23 protein-coding genes and 1 tRNA gene are annotated in these 21,573 nt (G+C 61.9%); 20 read left to right on the top strand and 4 right to left on the bottom strand.

Features of this window, described 5'->3' with window-relative positions; translation table 11 throughout:
- Nucleotides 1-102 precede the first annotated feature (102 nt).
- From A3OM_RS0116665 to A3OM_RS0116645, 4 genes are all read left to right on the top strand, one after another.
- On the top strand, nt 103-1,194 hold the full coding sequence (locus tag A3OM_RS0116665; protein WP_018044906.1) for an alkene reductase: 1,092 nt from the start codon (nt 103-105) through the stop codon (nt 1,192-1,194).
- Nucleotides 1,195-1,464: 270 nt separating this feature from the next.
- Entirely contained in the window at nt 1,465-2,148 is a 684-nt protein-coding gene (locus tag A3OM_RS0116660; RefSeq protein ID WP_018044905.1) for an HAD-IA family hydrolase, read from the top strand.
- A gap of 338 nt (nt 2,149-2,486) precedes the next feature.
- Entirely contained in the window at nt 2,487-2,732 is a 246-nt protein-coding gene (locus A3OM_RS25915) for a hypothetical protein (RefSeq protein ID WP_157196498.1), read from the top strand.
- Nucleotides 2,733-3,305: 573 nt separating this feature from the next.
- The gene (locus A3OM_RS0116645) at nt 3,306-5,120 is read left to right on the top strand and encodes a site-specific integrase (protein WP_018044902.1); all 1,815 of its coding nucleotides are present in this window, start codon (nt 3,306-3,308) and stop codon (nt 5,118-5,120) included.
- Here A3OM_RS0116645 and A3OM_RS24235 read toward each other — a convergent pair.
- On the bottom strand, nt 5,090-5,299 hold the full coding sequence (locus tag A3OM_RS24235) for a hypothetical protein (RefSeq protein WP_018044901.1): 210 nt from the start codon (nt 5,297-5,299) through the stop codon (nt 5,090-5,092). The genes A3OM_RS0116645 and A3OM_RS24235 overlap by 31 nt on opposite strands.
- A 98-nt stretch (nt 5,300-5,397) precedes the next feature.
- Here A3OM_RS24235 and A3OM_RS0116635 point away from each other — a divergent pair, with 98 nt between their 5' ends.
- The 10 genes from A3OM_RS0116635 to A3OM_RS0116590 all read left to right on the top strand — a co-directional run bounded on the left by A3OM_RS0116635 (nt 5,398) and on the right by A3OM_RS0116590 (nt 14,105).
- Entirely contained in the window at nt 5,398-7,029 is a 1,632-nt protein-coding gene (locus A3OM_RS0116635; RefSeq protein WP_018044900.1) for a terminase large subunit, read from the top strand.
- Nucleotides 7,030-7,532: 503 nt separating this feature from the next.
- Nucleotides 7,533-8,744 (top strand): hypothetical protein, encoded by a 1,212-nt coding sequence (locus A3OM_RS0116630; protein WP_018044899.1) that lies wholly within the window; start codon nt 7,533-7,535, stop codon nt 8,742-8,744.
- An 8-nt stretch (nt 8,745-8,752) separates the two neighbouring features.
- Nucleotides 8,753-9,031 (top strand): hypothetical protein, encoded by a 279-nt coding sequence (locus tag A3OM_RS25910; protein ID WP_018044898.1) that lies wholly within the window; start codon nt 8,753-8,755, stop codon nt 9,029-9,031.
- 12 nt (nt 9,032-9,043) lie between these two features.
- The gene (locus A3OM_RS0116620) at nt 9,044-9,952 is read left to right on the top strand and encodes a major capsid protein (RefSeq protein ID WP_018044897.1); all 909 of its coding nucleotides are present in this window, start codon (nt 9,044-9,046) and stop codon (nt 9,950-9,952) included.
- A 5-nt stretch (nt 9,953-9,957) separates the two neighbouring features.
- On the top strand, nt 9,958-10,752 hold the full coding sequence (locus tag A3OM_RS0116615; protein WP_018044896.1) for a hypothetical protein: 795 nt from the start codon (nt 9,958-9,960) through the stop codon (nt 10,750-10,752).
- Nucleotides 10,749-11,747, top strand: a complete 999-nt coding sequence (locus A3OM_RS0116610) for a phage minor head protein (RefSeq protein ID WP_018044895.1) — start codon at nt 10,749-10,751, stop codon at nt 11,745-11,747. Before A3OM_RS0116615 ends, A3OM_RS0116610 begins: the two co-directional genes overlap by 4 nt.
- A complete protein-coding gene (locus tag A3OM_RS0116605) occupies nt 11,744-12,064 on the top strand; it encodes a hypothetical protein (protein WP_018044894.1) in 321 nt (106 codons plus the stop codon). Before A3OM_RS0116610 ends, A3OM_RS0116605 begins: the two co-directional genes overlap by 4 nt.
- Entirely contained in the window at nt 12,061-12,831 is a 771-nt protein-coding gene (locus A3OM_RS0116600) for a hypothetical protein (RefSeq protein ID WP_018044893.1), read from the top strand. The genes A3OM_RS0116605 and A3OM_RS0116600 overlap by 4 nt, the downstream gene beginning before the upstream one ends.
- 141 nt (nt 12,832-12,972) lie before the next feature.
- On the top strand, nt 12,973-13,371 hold the full coding sequence (locus A3OM_RS0116595; protein ID WP_018044892.1) for a hypothetical protein: 399 nt from the start codon (nt 12,973-12,975) through the stop codon (nt 13,369-13,371).
- Nucleotides 13,372-13,442: 71 nt separating this feature from the next.
- The gene (locus A3OM_RS0116590; RefSeq protein WP_018044891.1) at nt 13,443-14,105 is read left to right on the top strand and encodes a recombinase family protein; all 663 of its coding nucleotides are present in this window, start codon (nt 13,443-13,445) and stop codon (nt 14,103-14,105) included.
- A gap of 165 nt (nt 14,106-14,270) precedes the next feature.
- Here A3OM_RS0116590 and A3OM_RS0116585 read toward each other — a convergent pair whose 3' ends face one another.
- Nucleotides 14,271-14,513, bottom strand: a complete 243-nt coding sequence (locus A3OM_RS0116585) for a hypothetical protein (protein ID WP_018044890.1) — start codon at nt 14,511-14,513, stop codon at nt 14,271-14,273.
- Nucleotides 14,514-15,284: 771 nt separating this feature from the next.
- Between A3OM_RS0116585 and A3OM_RS0116575 the strand changes: the two genes are divergently transcribed.
- The 4 genes from A3OM_RS0116575 to A3OM_RS0116560 all read left to right on the top strand — a co-directional run bounded on the left by A3OM_RS0116575 (nt 15,285) and on the right by A3OM_RS0116560 (nt 18,045).
- Nucleotides 15,285-15,797, top strand: coding sequence for a hypothetical protein (locus A3OM_RS0116575; protein ID WP_157196497.1), 513 nt, complete (start codon nt 15,285-15,287; stop codon nt 15,795-15,797).
- Nucleotides 15,794-16,561, top strand: coding sequence for a hypothetical protein (locus tag A3OM_RS0116570; RefSeq protein WP_157196496.1), 768 nt, complete (start codon nt 15,794-15,796; stop codon nt 16,559-16,561). Before A3OM_RS0116575 ends, A3OM_RS0116570 begins: the two co-directional genes overlap by 4 nt.
- Before the next feature lie 637 nt (nt 16,562-17,198).
- The gene (locus A3OM_RS0116565) at nt 17,199-17,384 is read left to right on the top strand and encodes a hypothetical protein (RefSeq protein ID WP_157196495.1); all 186 of its coding nucleotides are present in this window, start codon (nt 17,199-17,201) and stop codon (nt 17,382-17,384) included.
- 121 nt (nt 17,385-17,505) lie between these two features.
- Nucleotides 17,506-18,045, top strand: a complete 540-nt coding sequence (locus tag A3OM_RS0116560) for a hypothetical protein (RefSeq protein ID WP_018044885.1) — start codon at nt 17,506-17,508, stop codon at nt 18,043-18,045.
- Nucleotides 18,046-18,202: 157 nt separating this feature from the next.
- On the opposite strand, the gene A3OM_RS25905 is transcribed toward A3OM_RS0116560, so the two are convergent.
- Nucleotides 18,203-18,604 (bottom strand): hypothetical protein, encoded by a 402-nt coding sequence (locus A3OM_RS25905; RefSeq protein WP_157196494.1) that lies wholly within the window; start codon nt 18,602-18,604, stop codon nt 18,203-18,205.
- Nucleotides 18,605-18,907: 303 nt separating this feature from the next.
- Nucleotides 18,908-18,982: transfer RNA gene (locus A3OM_RS0116555), tRNA-Gln, on the bottom strand.
- Between the two features lie 89 nt (nt 18,983-19,071).
- Here A3OM_RS0116555 and A3OM_RS0116550 point away from each other — a divergent pair.
- Together A3OM_RS0116550 and A3OM_RS0116545 are read left to right on the top strand one after the other, a co-directional pair.
- Nucleotides 19,072-19,824: an SDR family oxidoreductase gene (locus A3OM_RS0116550; protein ID WP_018044884.1), complete on the top strand. Its 753-nt coding sequence runs from the start codon at nt 19,072-19,074 to the stop codon at nt 19,822-19,824.
- 106 nt (nt 19,825-19,930) lie between these two features.
- On the top strand, nt 19,931-21,565 hold the full coding sequence (locus A3OM_RS0116545; protein ID WP_018044883.1) for a peptide chain release factor 3: 1,635 nt from the start codon (nt 19,931-19,933) through the stop codon (nt 21,563-21,565).
- Nucleotides 21,566-21,573: the final 8 nt, after the last annotated feature.

Here is a 21,573-nt window from a genome sequence, read left to right as displayed (position 1 = left end):
GCCGTCCCCCTGACGGTCTCTCGTTAGCGCCATACCTACGGTCTCAGCGGGCGCACCCGAAACGGTCGCGCTCCCTATGCTGTACTCTGACGAGAGATCTTCATGCCTTCACTGAACGACCCGATCCGCATCGGCGCGATCGATGCGAAGAACCGCATCTTCATGGCGCCTCTCACCCGTGGCCGCGCCACCAGGGAGCATGTGCCGACCCCGATCATGATCGAGTATTACACCCAGCGTGCCGGCGCGGGCGTGATCCTCACCGAGGCGACGGGCATCAGCCAGGAAGGGCTCGGCTGGCCCTATGCGCCGGGTATCTGGTCGGACGAGCAGGTCGAAGCCTGGAAGCCCGTGGTGAAGGCGGTCCATGAGTCCGGGGGCAGGATCGTCTGCCAGCTCTGGCATATGGGGCGCGTGGTGCATCCGAGCTTCAATGACGGCAAGGCACCGATCTCGTCCTCCGCCACCACGGCCCCCGATGAGGCCCATACCTACGAGGGCAAGCAGCCCTATGCCGAGGCACGCGCCCTGCCGGTCGACGAGATTCCGCGCCTCCTGGCGGATTACGACCGCGCCGCGCGCAATGCGATCGCCGCCGGATTCGACGGCGTGCAGATCCACGCCGCGAATGGCTATCTCATCGACCAGTTCCTGCGTGACAACACCAACCACCGCGACGACCGCTACGGCGGCTCCATCGAAAATCGCATCCGCCTGCTGACGGAGGTCACGCAGACCGTGGCCGACGCCATCGGGAAGGACCGCACCGGCGTGCGCCTGTCGCCGAACGGCCAGATTCAGGGCGTGGACGATTCGAACCCGGACGCCCTGTTTGGTGCCGCCGCCGCCGCTCTCTCGAAGATCGGCATCGCCTTTCTCGAACTGCGCGAACCCGGTCCGAACGGTACCTTCGGCAAGCCGAACCACCCGCCGGTGGCGCCCGTGATCAGACAGGCTTTCGACGGGCCGCTGATCCTCAATTCGGATTACGATCCCGCCGCTGCCGAGGCCGCCCTCGCCGATGGTAAGGCCGACGCCATCGCCTTCGGCCGGCCCTTCATCGCCAATCCCGATCTCGTCGAGCGGATCGCGACGCATGCTCCGCTGCAAAAGGACGTGCAGGCGACGTGGTATAGCCAGGGACCTGAGGGCTATATCGACTACCCGACGCTCACCGAGTCGCAAGCGGCCTGACTTCCCAAGACCGCTTCGTTTGCGAGACAATCGGCTCGGAGGAGATAACCCATCCTTCGGGCCTATGCCGTTCGTCGGTTCTTCCTCGATGGAGTGGAATGACCGCATGGATCAAGTGACCCATCGCCGGTTTCGGTGTCGAGGCCGTGGCGCGGGCGCATCGGCAATTCCGACTGCCGGTGGGGTGAGGCGGTGCCGGCATGGCGATCGCCGACTTCGTCTGCGGGCGTGGCCAGGGCAATGGCTGCTTTCGCACGAAATGCCTGCGTGATGGGCAAACCCTACGGACTCGTCGTCTTCGATTTCGACGGAACGCTCGCCGATACCTTCCCGTGGTTCTGCAGCGTCATCAACGGTGTCGCCCGTCGCTACCGTTTCCGACACATCGACCCTGCCGAGACGGAGGCGCTTCGCGGCCTTTCCGCCCGTGCCCTCATTCGCGAACTCGGCGTGCCTGCATGGAAGCTGCCTTTCATCACCCGGCACATGCACGGCCTCGCGGCCCGCGATATCGAGGCGATCTCGCTGTTTCCCGGCATTCGCGACATGCTTCGCGATCTCGATGAGGCCGGCATCATCCTCGCGATCGTCAGCTCGAACAGCGAGGCCAATATCCGGCACGTCCTGGGGCCCTGTGCCGCTCGTTTCCGCCACTATGCCTGCGGCGCATCGATGTTCGGCAAGGCCAAACGCCTGACGGCGGTCATGCGAAAGGCCGGAGCGCGCGGAAGCGTCATCTACATCGGCGACGAATTGCGCGACCACGATGCGGCCAAGGCGGCCGGTTGCGATTTCGGAGCCGTATCATGGGGATATACGCGAAGCGATGCTTTGGCTGCCGGGCGGCCAAATGTTCTCTTCGAGCATCCCGGCCATGTCGCGGAGGCGATCTGCTCGACGGAGCTTCAAGGATCTCACCCGGCGGCATCGATATTGTATGTTGGTCCGTCATGAACAGGGAGGTCGGGCTCGATGCAGTGCCCAGGACCGGCGCGACGCGCGAACCTCCGATACCGTCTACGGCAACGGGTATACGCGATGTCAGTTCAGTGCTCCTCCGGCGGCTCGGATGAAAATGGTCGCGGTGCGGCCAGCCACATTGCGGCGCGGCGTCGCTCACCCGGAAAACGGACGGTGGAGAGCCTGATCGGCGGGCTGCGGTCAGCCTATCCACTCGACGACCAAGCCACGACCTCGGAGGTTTTCGCCGAAATCATCGGTCGCCTTCGCCGGGGCGATGACCAACCGCAGTAAGAGATCCGACGCCATCGGAACGATAGTTCCGTTCGACCGTGGGCCGTTCAATCTTCCATCATACGGAGAACACGTTCGCCAAAGAGGCGGATCATGCACAGCACGAGCACCGGAACCAGCGCGATGACCCCGATATTGGGTCCGAGAAGAAACGAAAGACCGACTCCGAGGCCGGCGGTGAAAGCGGCTGGCACCATGGCGAACTCACATATCGTTATCGTTGGCTGGCGAAACATCGCGACGGTATCTGCTTTATATTGCCCAACCAAGCAGAAAAATTCTGATTTTAATATGGATCAATAAGTTCCTTCGCCTCATAGGGTTTATTTTGCCACACCCTCAAGGGGGTGAATCATCGGCGCAATGATAAGTGAAATTTGCTTCATTAGAACACGAGAAATATAATTTTTACTATAACAATTTGTAATATTGTAGATTTATAGATATATGGATTAATTTTACTTTGCCGATATTCTATTGAATCATATTTTTAAAAATAAACGATCTATTGTTATTGTAATCTGCCGTAAAATTGCATCTGTATTGAATTAGAAATTTAATATGGGAATTTACCAAGGTTGTTTGAGAACAACCAGACTCTTCGATCTGTTCGAATTCCAAAAGATCAGTCAGCGGGGATTGTCGCGGCTGATATTCCGCACACAAGTGACGACAGACAATCTTGTGCGCCCGGCGAGCCGGCCCGTTTGCGTGGATGGCTGGGGCGGGAGGATTCCCAGCACCCCTCGGCTAAGCCGTTGTCCCGCCTGCAAATCACTGATTTTGTTGCTCTTTCCGGCATAACTGTTACGACTGACTGTTACGGCGACCCGTCACGGGGCCGTTCAGGATCGACCATGTGTCTTGCCTCGAATATCGCTCGCCGGAGCGGATCAGCGGCCTACTACGCCCGCCTTGGCGTGCCGAAGGATTTGCAGACGATCCTCGGAAAGCGGGAGCTATGGGAGAGCCTACGGACGAAGGATGCGCGAGAGGCGAGGGGGCGCGTTGCCGCCGTGCTGGCCCGCTGGCATGCTGAGTTCGCGGACCTTCGCCGCCGCCGCGAAGCCACCGAGGCCGACCTTCAGGCCGTGACCTGGGGCCACTATCAGAGCGAGATCGAAGGGCACACTGCCGCACGCCGGCAACTCCCAACCGCTGACGAGATCGCCGCGGCGAAGCAGGCTGCTCGCGACGAGATCGAAGGTAGTGGCTTGACCGCCGCTGATGGACCTCTAGCTCCGCTCAGCGTCGCGGCCAATGTGATGGTCCTCTCGGGGCAAGGCGAGTTAGAGCGAGAGTTTCGATCCCGCCGGAAGGCCGAGTTGCAAAAGCACGTTGCTCAGAACGAAACGGCCCTCGTGAACGACGCGGCACGCGATGTCATCCGGCAGAACGGCTTCTCGATTGCGGAGGGATCGCCGGCTTTCCGAGACCTCGCACAGCGGCTGCTCCGGGCGGAGTTAGAGGGCCTACGAAGGGCCGAAGAGCATGACAGGGGCGACTACACCGGAAAGCCTGCCGACCCCGCTGTGAGCCAACCTCGCGGACTCAAGGCGCCAGTCGCGGCGCCGGGGGAGGGCGTGCTCGACCTCTACACGGTGTTCGCTGCCGAAAACCCAAGCGGCATCAAGGCCGAGACGCTAAAAATGAACAGCGAAATCATCGTGTGGTTCTCGCAGCACGTCGGCGCGACCTTCCCGGCGTCAGCGATCGACAAGCGGGCCGTGCGTGAGTGGAAGGCTGCGTTGCAGCGCTTCCCGATCAAGGCGGCGGAAGTGCGGGATTTCCGGGGCCTGCCGTTCAAAAAGATCATTGCCGAGAATGAGCGCTTGGGGCGTAAGACCCTCTCCGACCGCACCGTGAACAAATACCTCTCTGCCCTCGGCGCGTTCTGCCAATGGCTTATGCAAAATGGTCACTTGGAGAACAACCCTGTGGACGGGATGCACCTGGGGGAGGGGAAGGGGCAATCGAAGGTCCGCCCCTACACGCCCGAGCAACTGACGAGCATCTTCGGCTCGCCCATTTTCACCGGCTACCTCTCCGACGATCAGCCGCACCGTGTCGGCGCGATGCAGACGCGCGACCATCGGTTCTGGCTACCGCTTCTCTCGCTCTTCACGGGCGCGCGGATGGGCGAGCTGGCGCAGCTTCTCACCACGGACGTTCGACAGGATCGAGGACGGTGGATCATCCACGTCACCCAAGAGGGCGACCCGACGAAGGTCGTCAAAACGAAGGGCTCGCAACGGGTCATCCCGGTCCATCCCGAGCTTGAGCGCTTGGGCTTCATCGTCTTTCATGCGGCTCGCCAGTTGGCCGGTGATTCACGGCTGTTCCCCGAGATCGAACCTGATGCACGGGGCAATCTTGCCGGTAGCTACAGCCGGTTTTTCGGACGCTACGTCGCGAGGATCGGCGTGAAGGAAGACGCAAGCGTCAACTTCCACAGCTTCCGGCACGGCATGGCGGATGCCCTACGGCGCGCGGGCTGGCGGGATGAAGAGTTCGGTTTCCTGCTAGGGCACACCAAGGCGACCACGACAGGCCGCTATGGCATCCTCACCGAGGGCGACCTTGCACAGCGCTGCAAGCTGATCGATGCCGTCGCCTTTCCCGAGCTGAGCCTGTCGCACCTCTACCCCTTGGTGTCGGTCTCGCGCTCATAGGCGTCCACTGCAAGTTCGATCAACTCCGCGAGCGTAAAGCGCGGTTGTCCCGCCTCTCGCTCGCGCTTCACGATTTGCAGCATCTTCTGGTGCGTCTCGGGCTTGATCCGGGTCGCGAACTGATGCGTGCGGCCAGTCGCCTGTAGTGATCGACCGTCTAGTTTCTCGGGCGCACCCATACTGATCTTTCCGGATTCTGTCGCACGCAACCGCAAAAGCGATTCGCCTGCCAATATACCTGCTATAATGCAGCTAGATACTGGCAAGCGAATGGAAAATGACCGTCCCTGCGAAAATTGACGTGCGCCTATGGAAGGGCGGATCGGAAGGGTTCTTCCGCTGGCTCGATGACGTGCGCCCGATGGTCCCGTCATCGAAAGGCGGTTTCGAGCCCTACGTCCCCGGTCCCCTTGAGCGGATCGAGCTGACGACGGCGCTCGACGGCGGCTATCGGACGATCGTGCTGTGCTGGCCCCGGCGCCACGGCAAGACGCTCGCGGCCGCACTCATCATCGCATGGCGTTTCATGTCGCGCCGCACGCAGAACGTTGCGATGGTCGCGAACTCCGAGCGTCAGTCTGTGGACGTGGCCTTCAAGCTTGTGCGCGATATCCTACGGGAAACGCCCTACGCCGCCGCCATGGTGAAGGCGGACAAGATCACGATCGCCGCCGACAAGATCGAATATCCCGCCCTCGGCAACGTCATCCAAGGCTTCCCGTCCAACCCGGCGGCACTGTTTGGCAAAAAGCTCTCGATCGCACAGGTGAGCGAGCTTCATGCCGCCACGTCTGACGCTGCGTATCAGGCCCTCGCGAGCGCCACGATCGATTCCGACGACGGCCTGGTGCTGGTGGACAGCACGGTTGGGTCGCGATCCTCGCCGCTCTACGGCCTCTACGGCTTGCATGAACGCGCCACGGACCCGTCGCTCTTCTTCAGTCATATCGCTTACCGCGACCTTGAGGATGCCTGCGCACGGGCGCCCCGTTGGATCAGCGTCGCCGGCCTCCGTAGCCGCGCGGCGCAGATGCTGCCGGGCGAGTTCGCGCAACAGCACCTGAACCTTTGGGGAAGCTCCACCACTAGCCTCTTCCCGCCCGCCGTCCTCGATCAGTGCCGGGGCACCTACAAGCTCGATATCGCGAGCATCACCGGCGGTGCGGCGCACGTCGTCGGCGCCGGCCTCGATCGCGCCTACGGCTTCAGCCTTCACGGCGATGCCACCGTGGCATCATGCGTCGTGAAGGTGCTCGTAGGGGAAGACCCCCACTACTACGTGCTAGCGTCCGACAAGATCGCCTTTAGCGCTGCCACCGGCATCCGGCGGGCGTTCACGCGCTACCGCACCGAACATGGCATGAGCCGGGCCGCGATCGAATCCTACAACTCGCAGGACATTGCGGCATGGTGCGGCGACCAGACGTTTGACCATGAGGTAATCAGCCCGACGCTTGAGCGGCAGGGGAACGCCTTCACGGCGCTCTACGCTGCCGCCGCAGAGGGCCGCTTGCACGTCGCGCCCGGCTTCAGCACCTTGCTAGCCGAGATGGGGATGCTGGAATATCAGCTTGGCGCGTCGAGCGCGCCGCGTTTCGAGGCGGCGAAGGGCTATCATGACGATCACGTCTACGCCCTGGCTTGGGCGGTCTACGCGCTTCGGGACGTGGAGCTGAATCCGTATGAGCTGAAGGGCGTCCACTGCTACGGACCCGGTCCCTCACCGAGCCTCTGCATTCTCAACGGCGGCGAGCTGGTGCCGCCGTGTGCCGGGTCGTGCCGGTCAATGCTCGCCGCTCGCGACCTGTATCGAGGCTACCTTGGGCGTGGGCCGCTGGTGCCTGTCGACTTCCCTGAGTTCGTCGCCGGCAAGGTCGTAAACGTCGGGGCACATACTATGCCGAGATAGTATCATTTCGAGCAGAAATCGTTTTTAGCAGACGTTCATTTTGCCATAAATCTAATTCGAGTCCAATATACATGTTGTCGGCTATGACTAAAGCTTTGGCGTCAGAGTCAGACGTAAATCGCCGAATATATAGTAGCTCATGATCTTTCCCGAAATAAAGCAACCGATAATTGAAAATATCTTTAATACCATCCGATAGATGATGCGCGTCTATAATGTCGGGAAGCATTGCAACCTCGCGATAGTCGCTCCTTCAATAAAACGACGCTCATCCAAAATATCAAGATTGTAAAGCGTATTCGCACCTTAATTCCAATTTTCGTCGTTCAAAATATTCGAAATATTTGGCGAACACTGGCTTCTAACAGCATGAAATGAATGTTACAATCTGTTATGTAGCAGCTAGCTAGCGAGTAGATGTGTTCGGACGGTTTTCTAGCAACGACCCGGTGATGAACCTCATCCATGCGTCAAACCCGCGTAAGCAACGGGCTGACAAATGGATGCGCTTCTATGCCGATCAGCAGTCGGATGCGACGCTCGCGCTGATCGCTCAGAAATGGTCGCGCCCTGAGACGTTCCGCGTGTTTCAGGTCAACATCGTCAAGAAGATCGTCAACAAGCGCGCCAACCTCTACCGCCTTCAGCCGCGACGCACCTTCGATGGTCTCGATCAGGAAGCCGGCGACGCCCTATATCGGGCGATCAATGCCGACGTGATTCTGAAGCGCGCATCGCGCCTCACGAAGCTGCTTAAGACTTGCGCCCTTCAGGTTGGATGGAACGGCACCCGCGCGACGCTGGCCGTCGCTACGCCGAATGTTCTCGACGTGATGGCACCCGACCCGGAGAACCCCGAGCGGGTCGTCGTTACACATCGTGCCGCCCGCGCGGCAGACACCACCTATTCCGACTGGACCCGCACCAGCTTCTTCCGCCGCGACTACCGGGGCGTCCCAGTCTACGTCGAGGGCAACCCCGGCAGCGTGAACCCCTACGGCATCGTGCCGTTCGTGCCGCTGTTCGATCGCTACCCGGACGATGCCTTTTGGCTCCCCGGCGGTGATGACCTGATCGAGGCACAGGAGGCGGTCAACGTCGCTCTGTCCAACCTCTGGCGTAGCGTTGAGATGCAGGCGCACGGTCAGCCTTGGGCGTCGGGTCTCGGCTCTACGGATGACATGCGCGTCGGCCCCGAACGCGTCATCGCTCTTCCCGAGAACGGCAAGTTTGGCTTCGCGGCCCCTAACTCCCCGATCGCGGACATCCTCGCCGCAATCGAATTCCTCATGCGCCAGACGGCCGGTGCCAACGACGTGTCGGCCGACGTGTTCGACCTCGATCGCTCATCTGAGAGCGGCGCGGCCAAGCATGTGGAACAGATCGACCTCAAGGAAGCGCGCCTAGACGACGTGGCACTCTGGCGCTCCTACGAGGCGCGGCTTTGGGACGTGCTCAAGGTGGTCGTGAACACCAACGCCCCCGGCACCATCCCGGCACACGCCACCATGAGCGTCGACTTTGCCGAGCTTCAAGACCCGATCAGCGAGACCGAACGCCTGACGAATGCCCGTGCCCGCGTGGACATGGGCGTGTGGTCGCCGGCCGACGTGCTGCGCTCTGAAAATCCCGATGGCTTCCCGACCCGCGAGGACGCGATGCGCGAACTGCGCAGCCGGAAGGCCGAGACCGCCGAACTCCTCCAGACCGTCTAGGACCCAACATGACCACGCCCACCGACCCGGCACCCGAGCCGACCCCTGTCGCAGCCGAGCCCACCCCGGCACCCGTAACGCCGCCGACCGCTGCCGACCCGATCGCCGCGATGGTGGCCGAGCTGGCGATCCTCCGCGCGGAATTCGCCGCGCTTAAGGCTACCGCGCCGGTCGCTCCGGTCGTTGTCCCGCCGACTGATCAGGGCAAGCCGACCATCACCCCCATCACCATCGACCCGTCATCTCTCTCGCCGCTCGCCCGCATGGCAGCCGGCTACCGCAAGTAAAGGACCACCATCATGCTTACGATCACCGAATGGGCCAAGCTCAACCCGACGCCTCTGGCGTCCGGCGTCGTCCAGATTTTCGCCGAGAACAATCCCGTCCTCGCGCTTCTGCCGTTCATGAACATCGCCGGCAATGCCTACACCTACAACCGCGAGGCAGCGCTTCCCGGCATCGCCTTCCGTGGCTTCAACGAAGGCTATGCCGAGTCCACGGGCATCGTGAACCCGCTCACCGAGAAGCTGACCATCATCGGCGGTGACAGCGACTATGACGTGGCGCAGATCGCCATGGGGACCGGCAACAACGATACCCGCGCCGTCCACGACAGCATGAAGGCCAAGGCCCTCACGCTCGAATGGCTCAAGACGTTCTTCCACGGCAACACTAACGACAACGCCAAGGCGTTCGATGGCCTCGATGTGCGCGTTACCGGCGATCAGGTCATCTCTGCCGGTGCCAACGGCGGCGTCCTCACGTTCGCCATGCTGGACGAACTGACGGACGCCGTGTCTGGCCCCACGTCGGCAATTTTCATGAACAAGCGCCTCATCCGTAGCTACCGCACCATGCTCCGCACGGCCGGCGGCAACACGGCTGAGACCATCATGGTCGAGAACTTCGGACGCCCGGCGATCACGCATAACGGGGTGCCGCTCCTCCCGATCGAGGAAGGCGCGGACGGCAACGATATCCTGCCCTTCACCGAGACGCAGGGCACCGCGTCCAACACCAGCTCACTCTATGCCGTCCGGTTCGGACCCGATGCCCTCCAGGGTATTCAGACGGCCCCCGTGAGCGTCCGTGACCTGGGCGAGATCGAGGCCAAGCCCGCCTATCGGACCCGCGTTGAGTGGTATTCTGGCCTCGCGATCAAGCACCCGCGCGCCGTCGCCCGCCTCAAGGGCGTGAAGGCAGCTTAAGCGCGATGAAGTCCTTTCCCGCCGGCCTCACGGTCAAGCTGACGCTGCCGTTCACCGACCAGAACGGCGACCCCGTGAGCCCGGCGGGGCTCTCCTACATCGTGTCGGACCTCGACGGCTTGCCGGTCGTGGCCCGCACGGTTCTGCCGGTCGCACCGACCGACACCGATACGGACATCACGATTCCCTCGCGCTCCAATATCCTCGCACCCGGCGAGATCAGCGGTGGCCGGGTCGTGACGCTCTCCATGGAGACGGCGAACGGTATCTATCAGCAGCGCGAGACCTACGTGCTCCGCGCCTATGAGCGCCTTGTGCCGCCCCGAAATTCCTTCATGACCGATGCTGCCGCCCAAGCTCTTGCCTTGGATATCCCCGGTCTGACGGGCCTTGCCGGTGCCAACGCCACGGATCGCGAAGCGGCGCTGATCGAGGCGCACACCCGCATCGCTCGCGTTCCAGTCACTCCTGTCCTCACGATCTACTACCGTCGAGCCAAGGTCTACGATCGCCACTCGTGGCCCGACGTGACGGCCGACGATTTCCGCACGATCCACCAGGGGCTCAAGCGTGCGCTCATGCGTGCGCAGCTACGGGAAGCGAACGACATCCTCGCGAGTGACCCGGTGCGTGATCGCCGGCGCGCCGGCATCCTCTCGCAGAGGACTGGGGAATCCTCGGTAATCCTGAGCCCGATCACGACCACCGAAACCCCGGCATCACCGGAAGCCATGATCGAGCTTGCCGGCTTCATCGTGCCCGGCTCGATCAATCCGCACTCCGTTGGCATCATTTTATGAGCGATCCTGTCCAAGACTTCTCCGATGAGATCGAGCCGGAGCTTTGCGCCGCCTTCCTCGATGCGATCGAGGCCATTCGCGAGAACGTAGACGTGGATTCCCTCATCGCTGCCGTAGAACGCGGTGATGAGGATACGGTCGTCGGCTACGTTGGCGACCATCTAAGGCCCTTCCGCGCGATCCTCGATGCCGGCTTTGCGCGCTCCGGCACGATCGCCGCCGGTCGCCTTGGCCTCACGTTCGACCCGGTGGAGCCTACCGCCATCGGTGCCCGCGCAGCCGCGCTGACGGGCTTCCTCCGCTCGATCATAGCCGACACGGCAAAGGCGATGATGCAGGCCGGGTTTCGCAGCACGTTGCTGCCGGCCGTCGCCGCCGGCATGGTGCTCTCCACGGCACCGCTGCCGGCAGGCGCTACCACCGACAAGGCAATCCTCATCCGCGAGGCTATCGGCCTTACGCCCCCGCAGGGCGCATCCTTAGCGGTGTTCCGTGCCGCGCTTGAGCGAGCGCTTGCACGTCAGAGCGTGACCAGCCCGCCCATCGGTTTCCGCCGCGAGCTGCCGCCCATTCCAGAGCTGCCGCCGCACGTCCTCCGGCACCTCAACGTCACGCAGCGCCGGGTGATCGAGAAGGCCACGACCCTCACCCTCGATCGCGAGAAGGTCGAGGCTCTGGTGGATCACCAGCGCGGCACGATGCTCAACGTTCGCGCCAACGCGATCGCCGCCACGGGTGCCACCACCATCACCAACGCGGGCGAGAACGCCTCGTGGCGGCAGGCCGTGGACCGCCGCGACCTCGGCCCGGAATGGCGTCGATACTGGATCGATCGAGACGATGAGCGTGTGCGCCACGACCATGCGCAGGTGAAGCATCTCAACGCTACGGGCGTCGGAATCGATGAGCCGTTCGAGACGCCGCTTGGCCCGTGCCTGCACCCTCCGCTCGAGATCAATTGCCGGTGCCGGGTCGAGCTAAGGCAGGCAGCATGACCAACGACCGCCAAGCCTACATCACCCTCTGGCGCGCCAAGATCATCCAGATGCTGACGGACGCCACCAGCCTCACCATCGCAGGTGAGGCCCCCTCAAGGTGGCTTGCCATCCGATCGCGCGGGCAACGCTGGTTCACCGATGCCGGCGCAGAATTCTACGCAACGTGCGCAAGCGCCGACCTCGATCCGTCTCAGGTCCGCGCCTACGCATTGTCCGCGATCCAAGCCTTCAACGCCAAAGTCGCTGACGGCACCGCCGGCCTGGACGAACGTCGAGGCCGCAACCGCCTTCCCACCCCGCAGCAGGCCGCATGACCGAACTTGAACGCCGTCGCCTCGTAGTCCTTACGTTCGTCACGTCCGCCCTCGAGGATGACGTGCCGGCATTTGTGTCCAACCTCGCCGGCATCGACTGGCCCGGCGCATGGTTGGAAATCTTCACCGAGCTTGCCCCGTTCCCGCGTGAGCTTGTCAGCGATCGCATCCGCCATGCATTTTTTTGGTCGTGGCGCGGCACCGACGGTTTGTCTGCGAATGATGCATTGAAAGGACAGAACTGGGAATTGAGCAAAGACCTAGAGGATCGTGTCGATCTTCAAGTTTCATTCATGAAGACATTTGCACCTGCGTATGAAGAATTGGAATTGACTTATGTTTTGTATCGAGGGCAATGGCTTTCAAAGCATAACGCTAAGTTGTATGGCATGTGGTGGACGATTGACCCCGTGTATGCCAGCTATTTCGCCACGAATCACTTTGAGAAATATTCTGGGCAAGGCGCTGTTCTGGCAACTGTGATCCCTAGTGGCGCAATCATCTCAAAGCTTAACGAGCTAGAATTTCTTATCGACCCGAGTTTGCTTGGCGAGGTTCACTGTATCGATGTTCCTCCCCGATACTCCATAGAGGAATGCAGTCTCACGTCGGATCAAAAAGACGATCGTTCTCGGATGATTGGCATCCCGAATGGATACGACCGCGCATCCCTCAAAGTGTGGATCGATCAGGGGATGAAGCGTGAGGGGCTAGATTGGTGCCGAGACTATCGATTGCGTCACCTGAGACCGGAGATCGCTGCGTAGAGCGCATAAGCCGGAGCCAAGCCAAAGACGGCGGGAAAAGGACTACGCGCCGCAATCTTTCTCGCTCCCATCAATGTGATGTTATAACGTTACAATTTTCCCATCCGGGACAAGGACTTAGGCTGAAATCGATGTGGTATTATGGCAACTAAAAACCGGATCTCGAAAAAGGATATCGCTGAGATCGTCGGCGCTTCTGACCTTGTCCTAGACGGTGAGCGCGTGGATCAACGCAGCATCACGGCGCGGCGCTGGCGATCAAATCTGGCTGACCTCGCGATGCAGCTTGGCGATCACGTCACCCCGTCCGAGGCAATGCTTCTCCGGCGCGCCGCGACCCTGGCGTTCCTCTGTGAGCGTGACGAAGCACGGGTGATGCAGGGCGATGATATCGAGGAGGAGGGTTATCGCCGGAATGGTGCCGCCCTCGGTGCGATGCTCATTAAGCTAGGTCTCGCCGCCAAGTCGCGCGACGTGACGAAGCGCGACGCACGGATGATTGACGCGCACGCTGCATCCGTCCTCGCGAACTACGAGTGAGCACTTTACAATTCTAAACGGTCGTATAGGATTGTCTTTGTGGCGCAGGTGCCGCCGCGAGGGCTAGGACAATGGTCTCATACGTCGAATATCGCCGGGTCTCGACGGGTGAGCAGGGCAAGTCAGGCTTGGGGCTCGACGCTCAAGCCACCACGATCCGCGCCTTCGTCCAGGCGCAGGGCGGCGAGGTCATCGCCACCTACACGGATGTGCTCTCCGGCGGTGACGACACCAGACAGGAGCTAGCCAAGGCGCAGGCGTTCGCGCGCAAGCATGGTGCGTGGATCGTCGTCTCCAAGCTCGATCGCCTGTCGCGGCGCGTCGAGTTCATTTCTGCGCTGATGAACCGGAAGGGTGCGCGCTTCGTCGTGGCAGAGCTTGGACACGACGTGGACCCGTTCATGCTCCACATTTATGCCGCCGTCGCTGAGAAGGAACGTGCGCTGATCGCCTCGCGCACTAAGGCTGCGCTGGCAGAGCGCAGGGCGCAGGGTGTGAAGCTCGGCAATCGCACCAACCTCCGCGAGGCGCAGAGCGCAGGCAACGCGGCGTGGAGTGCGGCAGCGCAGGTGCGCCGCGCCAACGTCCTGCCTATCATTGAGCAGGTGCGAGCTGCCGGGGTGACGACGCTGGCGGGGATCGCGAGCGCCTTGAACGCACGCGGCGTGACGACGGCGCGCGGTGGAGCATGGAGCGCGACGCAGGTTGGGAGGGTGACAGCCGCCATGGATTGAACGACAAGAAACGCGCCAACTGGCGGCTGACTAGCTACAATCTCGCCGCTATTGCGGATGGGTGACACTTCACCCCCTCGTGGCGTTTCGGGCGCGGCCGGCGGGGAGACCCTTCGGAAAATTTGACGCCGCTCCCTTAAGGGCACCGCTACGGGGCTGCAGGCTTCAGCGGAGTAGCCAAACCCCTACGAGCGAAAGAGTCGCCGAATAGACCGGATGGTGATCCTCGTCGCTCACGACCACGGTGTAGGCCTGCCGGTCGCCATCATGAAGAGCTTTGTCTCGCGCAATGTCAGGGAGCAGTCGTATCGCTTGCTTGCGCACCTCGTTCAAGGTGGCGAACTCGCTGCCTTGGTCATCGAACTGATGCACGCCGCCGTCGTGAACGTCGAAAAAGTAGCGGGCCATAGGTGCACTCCAAGTGCCAGGCGGGAGCAAACGCATTTCTCGGGCACTGGCTGTCAAGGAATCGAAGCCAGCGATCGCTCACCGTGCGCCTTTCATTGACAGTGCGCAAATACAGAAGCGACCCGGGGACTAAAAGTCTCACTTTTCCCAATGGAGCACCAAGGCGATCAATCCTCGCGTGGTCGCGATCCTAGAGGCTTGATGTCGGGTCCAGGGGTCGTGTGCGGCTTGAGATGCAGGAACGTCCGGTCCCCCGTCGCGACCTCCACCACCTCATCGATCGCGTCCATCAGCTCCGAGACCTTGACGTATATGCCGCTTCCGATAGGTGCCCCGGCTAGGGTCGAGATACATAGGCGCCGGGTTGCTGTGAGGCCCTGAATGAGCTGCGCCTCGGTCAGAGCGTCGAACGTGCGAGCATGCCGACGCGTCATGTTTGTTCCTGTTTTGTTCGGGCGGCTTCACCATGACACCGCCGCCGGACGGCGGCAAGGCACGAGAGGCGCAAGCCTTCGCCAAAATATTGAGGGGTGCGACCGCCTGCCGCACGCGCTGCCTCTCCCAAATCGCTATAATACAAATCGAGAAGTGCTTGCTATAGGGGCGGCACTTCTTGTCCACTCGACGGTGACTTAACATCGAGTGCCGGCAGTTCCTCTCCGGGAACGTGGCCGGCATTTTCATTTTTACTGTGCCGACCTGGAAACTATAGGCGCACACTCGCCGCTTCTGTGTTATAATGGCTATAGCCTTAACGCAGGAAGCTCACTGATGACCTCGAAACGTCCCCCTCGGCCCGCTGGCACGATCATGCTGCCGGCAGCGCGCCTCGCCCAGCTTCACAACCTCGCCGCCCTTCGTGACCCGCCCATCTCAACGACGGAGCTCATCGAAGAGCTCATCGGCCGTGAGGTCGAAGCGGGCGCGATCCGCGATGAGCTTCCGGGCTTCTCCATCTGCGTGGTCGACCACGGGAAGGGTTACGTCCCGAGCTTCATCATCGACGATGATCTCGATTTCGGGTTCGAGCGGATGCGTCCGGCCGATGCCCTCGCGATTGCAGATGTGCTCGACGCCGTGAGCCGCCCCGGCCCCGCCGCCGGCAAGTCGATCGGCGTCGCGCCCCGCCTGCTCAAGATCGCCCGTGTCGGGCGTGGCGTCGTTCTAGCCGGCTCTCTGCCCGGCCAGCGCCGCACCGTGACGTCTCGGATGGCGCGCGACCTTGCCCGCCAGCTCCGCGCTGCCGTGGAGCGTGCCAAGATGCTGACGACTGCATTGTCGTGAAGCACATCGCGATCGAGGACAGCGACGACCCTGGAAATGAAAAAAGCCACCGGGACAATGATCCCAGTGGCCTTCCTATCGTGTGCTCGCCAAAGCAAAGCTTATGTGGTGATGACGCCCTCGTTCCGCCAGAGGACGGGGTAAGCGTTCCCGCGAATATTTCACCAGATGCCGTGAGTGCCTCTGCGAAATTCGCAGCACGGCAGGCGAAGGCGAGGCTGAGTATCAAGGCGCAAGATGCGGAGAACGATGCTGCCCGCTACGCCGCGAAGACCGGGGGGCTTCCCTGGGTTCATGGTGGCCGTGAGTTTTGCGCCGAGATACGGCGGCAGGCGCGCTTGCCGGCATCGAGGCCCCGCAATCTCATAGCGGCGCGGGAATACCGCGCGAGGCAGCGCGCCCTAAAGCGTGACATCGCGATCGCCGCCGCAACGATGATGGCTGATCTCGAAATGCCCGACGCAGAGTTGAGCGCGGCCGAGCTTGCGGCCGTTGAAGCCAGCCTGGATGCATGGCTTGCGCTGAAGGGGCCGAGGCAGCGTCAGCTTTCTCAATTTCGAGAGAGCCTAATCGCCAGTCGTGTCTTGCTGCTCGCGATGCGCGCGGAACGGGGAGCCGGGTTCGACATTGGCCCGACCGAGTTCGCTGCCCGCCTCACCGCGAAGGGAATGCCTTTCAACCGATACCGCGCGCACACCCGACTGAAGCTGTTAGCGTCGCTTGAGGCACCCGCCGGCCCCTGGTGCGACAAAGGGCAGGGGTAGAGGCCCACACATCGCCGCGTCATCGATTTTGCGAGGGGCACACATCACCGCGTCATCGTTGACGGTGATGTGTGCCCCTCTCTCGTTTCGGACCCAAACTGTGAGGCGGACGCGCCTCCATTCCGAGAGGGGCACACAAAACCGCGTCATCGATTCCATGTAAGAGAAGAGAAGTAAAAAAGGAAAAGTAAGAAAATAAGATACGGAAAATCGATGACGCGGTTCTGTGTGCCCCTCTCAGATCGAACGCACCGGAAACCCGCCGGAGGCCTCGCCTCTCAAAATACCCGCTCCGGGGAAACCCGTGGTCGCTGTTTGTGCTGATACCCTCCGGGGTTCCGTATGGCCTCGCCTCTATCCGGCCCAACCTTCCTGCCTAGCTGTGCCCTCTAAATCGCCTCAGAGGCACCGCCAGAGGCCGCGACGCCCTTCGACCTAGATCGTCACTCCGAAGCCTGTCGCGGCCGCTGGCGGTGCCTCTGAGTCCAACTCAGTTTGCGTTGCGGCGTTCAAGCTTAGATAAGTAAATCAATATTGATTTATCTTTTGTTCATAAATATATCATTGACTATATCGAAAATCTGCTTCAGTTTTGAGGTGCGGCCAGGAACTAAGCAAGGCTGCAAAGGTCAAGACTATGCACATCATCAAAACGACGACGTTCCGCGCTGCCGCTGAAGCCATCGCCTGCCTTCAGCCGGACCCGATCACCGGGACGGTCACGGTCGATCAAATTAAGATCGCGATCGGCGAGCATTTGGACGTGTGGCCCGCCTCGATCTTCGATGACGTGGCAGGTGATGATGAGGACGGCGAGCAGTGAACGCTAGGGGAACGCATGGTTTCACCATGGGGAACCCAAAAATTTCCTTCGAAATTCCTTGGATCATGTTTTTGGCTTCTGCCATCTGATTGCGGGCAAACCTCATAAGGGACCGCCCGTCATGACCTTCTACCACTACACCGCCTCGAGACACCTTCGACCCATAGCCCAGCATGGACTGACGATCGGGGATGTCCCGACTGATCTCCGCCGGGACAAGGGCCGAGTTGGCGTCTGGCTTACAACCTCTCCCGAGAACACCGGACACGGCCTCGCGGTCCAAGGCCCCGAGCAGAAACGCTACCGCCTCACGCTCGACCTGGAACCGAATGCTCAGGTCGTGCGCTGGAGCGATTGGGCGCCGCGCAACTCCACCATCGAGACGATCAACAACCTCAAGATATGCGCCGGCCGAGATGGCGCATCTCAATGGAGGACTTGGTTCCTTTGCTTCGGGATCATCCCGCCGTCCGCGATTGCCGTCTGCCACGATATGCACACCGGAGAGGAAGTGCCGGATTGGCAAGACGCCTTCCCGGTTCGCGACGACTTTCCCGGCATCGCCATGCACCGTCGAGCGGAATGGCACTGGCAGGTGCTGAGAGACTTCAAGGCAGCGAAGCGGCGCGACGAGGCCAACGGGCACGTGTTCGCCTACTAGGTCGCCGGCTTGGTCAGCGTCGCACCGTGACACCCCGTATGGCCCGCGACCTAGCTCATCAGCTCCGCTTCGCAATTGAGCGGGCTGAGATGCTGACGCGACAGCCAGCATCGAATATGACCCACAACCCTGGCGATGCCTCGGAGGCCGAATTAGCTCACCCTCTTCTGGCTGTCCGCTTGGGCTTTGCCCTGGCTTCCTCAGCCGCAGTCAAACGCGCGTCGGCTTCGGACATTTCGATATACAGATAGCCACGTTCGGCCATACATCCCTTGGCTACTTCCTTGAGAGCTTCGCCGCGCTGGTTCTCAACGATCGCTGCGCCGATAGCACCACCTAATCCGCGATAATAGATTGGAGCCATACCAACAGCGGACTTAGATGTTTCGCCAATACATACTTGCTTGTCGAGCGCGACCTGGGTTTCGAGTTCGGGATTGCCAGTAATCCTTCTCAGATCAGCGCGCATCCAACCAAATACTGGTTGGTTTTGAGCAGTAGTCTGGCATCCGGCCATCAGCGAAGTAAGCGCGATTACGCTGGCGATTTTCTTGATCATTTATCTGCCCCCAAGCCGTCGATGACGATTGGCAATAAAATGCGACAAACGCAAACGAGCAGGGCCAAATTTTCCTAAGCAATTGAGGGTTGTGTTATTTTTGCAACTACACGGTGGCGGCGATTCTTCTCAGAAGTCGATCCGGTCGCCGTCAGCAAATTCGTCTCAAGCTCAAGCTGGGCGAATCCTCGCGGAGGCTTATCCATGTCCAGCCGTAGCACCCGACAGACTGTTACGACTGGGGCCAATTCCGATACGTTGAAATCGGGCTAAGTGCTTGCAATCATTGCCCGTTTGCGTGGATGGCTGGGGCGGGAGGATTCGAACCTCCGAATGGCGGTACCAAAAACCGCTGCCTTACCACTTGGCGACGCCCCATCGACGCAAGGCCGCGCGTTGTCTAGACGCCGCGTCGGCCCGTTGCAACAGCCTGTTCGCTCCGGCCGGCCAGGAAATGGAAAGCGCGCATGTCGAAGCGGATCGCGATCGTCACCGGGGCGGGGTCCGGGATCGGCCGGGCGGTGTCGCTCGGGCTCGCGCGAGCTGGTTTCGATCTGGCTCTGGCCGGGCGTCGACGGGGGCCGCTCGATGAGGTCGCGGATGCCGTGCGTGCGATCGGGGTCGAGGCCTTGCCGGTGGAGACCGATGTCGGCGATGCCGCCTCTGTCGAGCATCTCTTCGCGGAGGTGAAGGCCCGGTTCGGTCGCCTCGACCTCCTTTTCAATAATGCCGGCCTGTTCGCCCCGTCCGTGCCCATCGACGAACTCACCCTGGCGCAATGGCAGGCCGTGGTGGATGCCAACCTCACCGGCGCGTTCCTGTGCACGCAGGGCGCCTTCCGGATGATGAAGGCGCAGAGCCCGCGCGGCGGCCGTATCATCAACAACGGGTCGATCTCGGCCCAGGTACCGCGTCCGAATTCGGCGCCCTATACGGCGACGAAACACGCGATCACCGGCCTGACCCGGTCGACCTCCCTCGACGGACGCGATCACGACATCGCCTGCGGGCAGATCGATATCGGCAATGCCGAGACCGACATGACCAAGCCGATGGCGGCCGGCATCCGCCAGCCGGACGGATCGCTGAAGGTCGAGCCGGTGATGGATGCCCGTCACGTGGCGGATGCGGTGGTCTACATGGCCGGATTGCCCCTCGACGCCAACGTGCAGTTCATGACCGTGATGGCGACGAAGATGCCCTATATCGGGAGGGGCTGAGGCCCCGCGCTTTCGCCCGGTCCCCGTTCGCACTACAGACGGGGCACGCACCCGACCTTGTACAGACAAAGCCCGCCCCGGCGGACGAGAGAAGCAACCGCCCGCGATGTTGATGCAGACAGAACCCAAGGACGCGACCGGCAAGGATGCCGACAGGGCCAAGGATCCCGTCGCCCGCCGCCGCACCTTCGCGATCATCTCCCACCCGGATGCGGGCAAGACCACGCTCACCGAGAAGCTGCTCCTGTTCGGCGGCGCGATCCAGCTCGCCGGCGAGGTCAAGGCCAAGCGCAACCGCGTCTCGACCCGGTCCGATTGGATGGGCATCGAGAAGGAGCGCGGCATCTCGGTCGTCACCTCCGTGATGACTTTCGAGTACGGCGACTGCGTCTTCAATCTCCTCGACACTCCGGGCCACGAGGACTTCTCGGAGGATACCTACCGCACCCTGACGGCCGTCGATTCTGCGGTCATGGTGATCGACGCCGCCAAGGGCATCGAGGCGCGGACGCGCAAGCTGTTCGAAGTCTGCCGCCTGCGCGACATTCCCATCGTCACCTTCATCAACAAGCTCGACCGTGAGGCGCGCGACCCGTTCGAACTGCTCGACGAGATCGAGAAGACCCTGGCGCTGGATGTGGCGCCGGTCACCTGGCCTATCGGCCGGGGGCGGAGTTTTGCCGGCACTTACGATCTCGGCAATGGTCGTGTGCGCCGGCTCGATGCGGCGGACGACGCCGGCACCGTAGCGGTGTCCGGTGTGGACGATCCGCTCTTCGACCAGTTGCTCACCGAGGAGGGCGAGGTGGCCACGTGGCGGGAGGAGGCGGAGCTCGCCGAATCCGGCCTGAAGCGGTTCGATCTCGAGGCGTTTCGCGAGGGGCATCTCACGCCGGTCTTCTTCGGCTCGGCCCTGCGCAATTTCGGCGTGCGCGATCTCATCGACGGGCTCGCCCGTTTCGCACCGCCCCCGCGCGGGCAGGATTGCGACAAGCGCCTGGTGGAGCCCACCGAGCCGAAGATGACGGGCTTCGTGTTCAAGATCCAGGCGAACATGGATCCCAACCACCGCGACCGCATCGCCTTCATGCGGGTCTGCTCGGGCAGGCTCAGCCGCGGGATGAAGGCGAAGCTCGTGCGCACCGGCAAGCCGATGTCGCTCTCCGCGCCGCAATTCTTCTTCGCGCAGGACCGCGCCATCGCCGACGAGGCCTTTGCCGGCGACGTGGTCGGCATCCCCAACCACGGCACCCTGCGCATCGGCGACACGCTCACCGAGGGCGAGGAGATCGTGTTCCGCGGCGTGCCGAGCTTTGCCCCGGAAATCCTGCGCCGCATCAAGCTCACCGACGCGATGAAGGCCAAGAAGCTGCGGGAAGCGCTCCAGCAGATGGGCGAGGAGGGCGTCGTCCAGGTGTTCCGCCCGCATGACGGCTCGCAGGCGATCGTCGGTGTCGTCGGCGCGCTGCAGCTCGACGTGCTGAAGGAACGGCTCCAGGCCGAGTATGGCCTGCCCATCGATTACGAGCCGACGCGCTTCTCGATCTGCCGCTGGATCGAATCGGATGTGGAAACCGACCTCGATTCCTTCATCGGCACCCATGGCTCGGCCATGGCGAGCGATCTCGACGGCGCGCCCGTCTTCATGGCGACCACCGCCTTCTCCCTCCGCTACGAGGAGGAGCGCGCGCCGAAGGTACGGTTCACCGACATCAAGGATTACCAGAAGCGCGCCGTCTGAATCTCGGC

It is taken from the genome of Methylobacterium sp. 88A (assembly GCF_000376345.1).
Classification (GTDB): domain Bacteria; phylum Pseudomonadota; class Alphaproteobacteria; order Rhizobiales; family Beijerinckiaceae; genus Methylobacterium; species Methylobacterium bullatum.
Note: the sequence above shows the minus strand (reverse complement) of the source record. Positions and strands in the feature narration are given on the sequence as shown.

Bases quoted from the DNA above. Each gene is read 5' to 3' on its own strand.
- A3OM_RS0116665 (WP_018044906.1), top strand. From the start codon at position 103: ATGCCTTCACTGAACGACCCGATCCGCATCGGCGCGATCGATGCGAAG.
- A3OM_RS0116660 (WP_018044905.1), top strand. From the start codon at position 1,465: ATGGGCAAACCCTACGGACTCGTCGTCTTCGATTTCGACGGAACGCTC.
- A3OM_RS0116645 (WP_018044902.1), top strand. From the start codon at position 3,306: ATGTGTCTTGCCTCGAATATCGCTCGCCGGAGCGGATCAGCGGCCTAC.
- A3OM_RS24235 (WP_018044901.1), bottom strand. From the start codon at position 5,299: ATGGGTGCGCCCGAGAAACTAGACGGTCGATCACTACAGGCGACTGGC.
- A3OM_RS0116635 (WP_018044900.1), top strand. From the start codon at position 5,398: ATGACCGTCCCTGCGAAAATTGACGTGCGCCTATGGAAGGGCGGATCG.
- A3OM_RS0116630 (WP_018044899.1), top strand. From the start codon at position 7,533: ATGCGCTTCTATGCCGATCAGCAGTCGGATGCGACGCTCGCGCTGATC.
- A3OM_RS25910 (WP_018044898.1), top strand. From the start codon at position 8,753: ATGACCACGCCCACCGACCCGGCACCCGAGCCGACCCCTGTCGCAGCC.
- A3OM_RS0116620 (WP_018044897.1), top strand. From the start codon at position 9,044: ATGCTTACGATCACCGAATGGGCCAAGCTCAACCCGACGCCTCTGGCG.
- A3OM_RS0116615 (WP_018044896.1), top strand. From the start codon at position 9,958: ATGAAGTCCTTTCCCGCCGGCCTCACGGTCAAGCTGACGCTGCCGTTC.
- A3OM_RS0116610 (WP_018044895.1), top strand. From the start codon at position 10,749: ATGAGCGATCCTGTCCAAGACTTCTCCGATGAGATCGAGCCGGAGCTT.
- A3OM_RS0116605 (WP_018044894.1), top strand. From the start codon at position 11,744: ATGACCAACGACCGCCAAGCCTACATCACCCTCTGGCGCGCCAAGATC.
- A3OM_RS0116600 (WP_018044893.1), top strand. From the start codon at position 12,061: ATGACCGAACTTGAACGCCGTCGCCTCGTAGTCCTTACGTTCGTCACG.
- A3OM_RS0116595 (WP_018044892.1), top strand. From the start codon at position 12,973: ATGGCAACTAAAAACCGGATCTCGAAAAAGGATATCGCTGAGATCGTC.
- A3OM_RS0116590 (WP_018044891.1), top strand. From the start codon at position 13,443: ATGGTCTCATACGTCGAATATCGCCGGGTCTCGACGGGTGAGCAGGGC.
- A3OM_RS0116585 (WP_018044890.1), bottom strand. From the start codon at position 14,513: ATGGCCCGCTACTTTTTCGACGTTCACGACGGCGGCGTGCATCAGTTC.
- A3OM_RS0116575 (WP_157196497.1), top strand. From the start codon at position 15,285: ATGACCTCGAAACGTCCCCCTCGGCCCGCTGGCACGATCATGCTGCCG.
- A3OM_RS0116565 (WP_157196495.1), top strand. From the start codon at position 17,199: ATGCACATCATCAAAACGACGACGTTCCGCGCTGCCGCTGAAGCCATC.
- A3OM_RS0116560 (WP_018044885.1), top strand. From the start codon at position 17,506: ATGACCTTCTACCACTACACCGCCTCGAGACACCTTCGACCCATAGCC.
- A3OM_RS25905 (WP_157196494.1), bottom strand. From the start codon at position 18,604: ATGATCAAGAAAATCGCCAGCGTAATCGCGCTTACTTCGCTGATGGCC.
- A3OM_RS0116550 (WP_018044884.1), top strand. From the start codon at position 19,072: ATGTCGAAGCGGATCGCGATCGTCACCGGGGCGGGGTCCGGGATCGGC.
- A3OM_RS0116545 (WP_018044883.1), top strand. From the start codon at position 19,931: ATGTTGATGCAGACAGAACCCAAGGACGCGACCGGCAAGGATGCCGAC.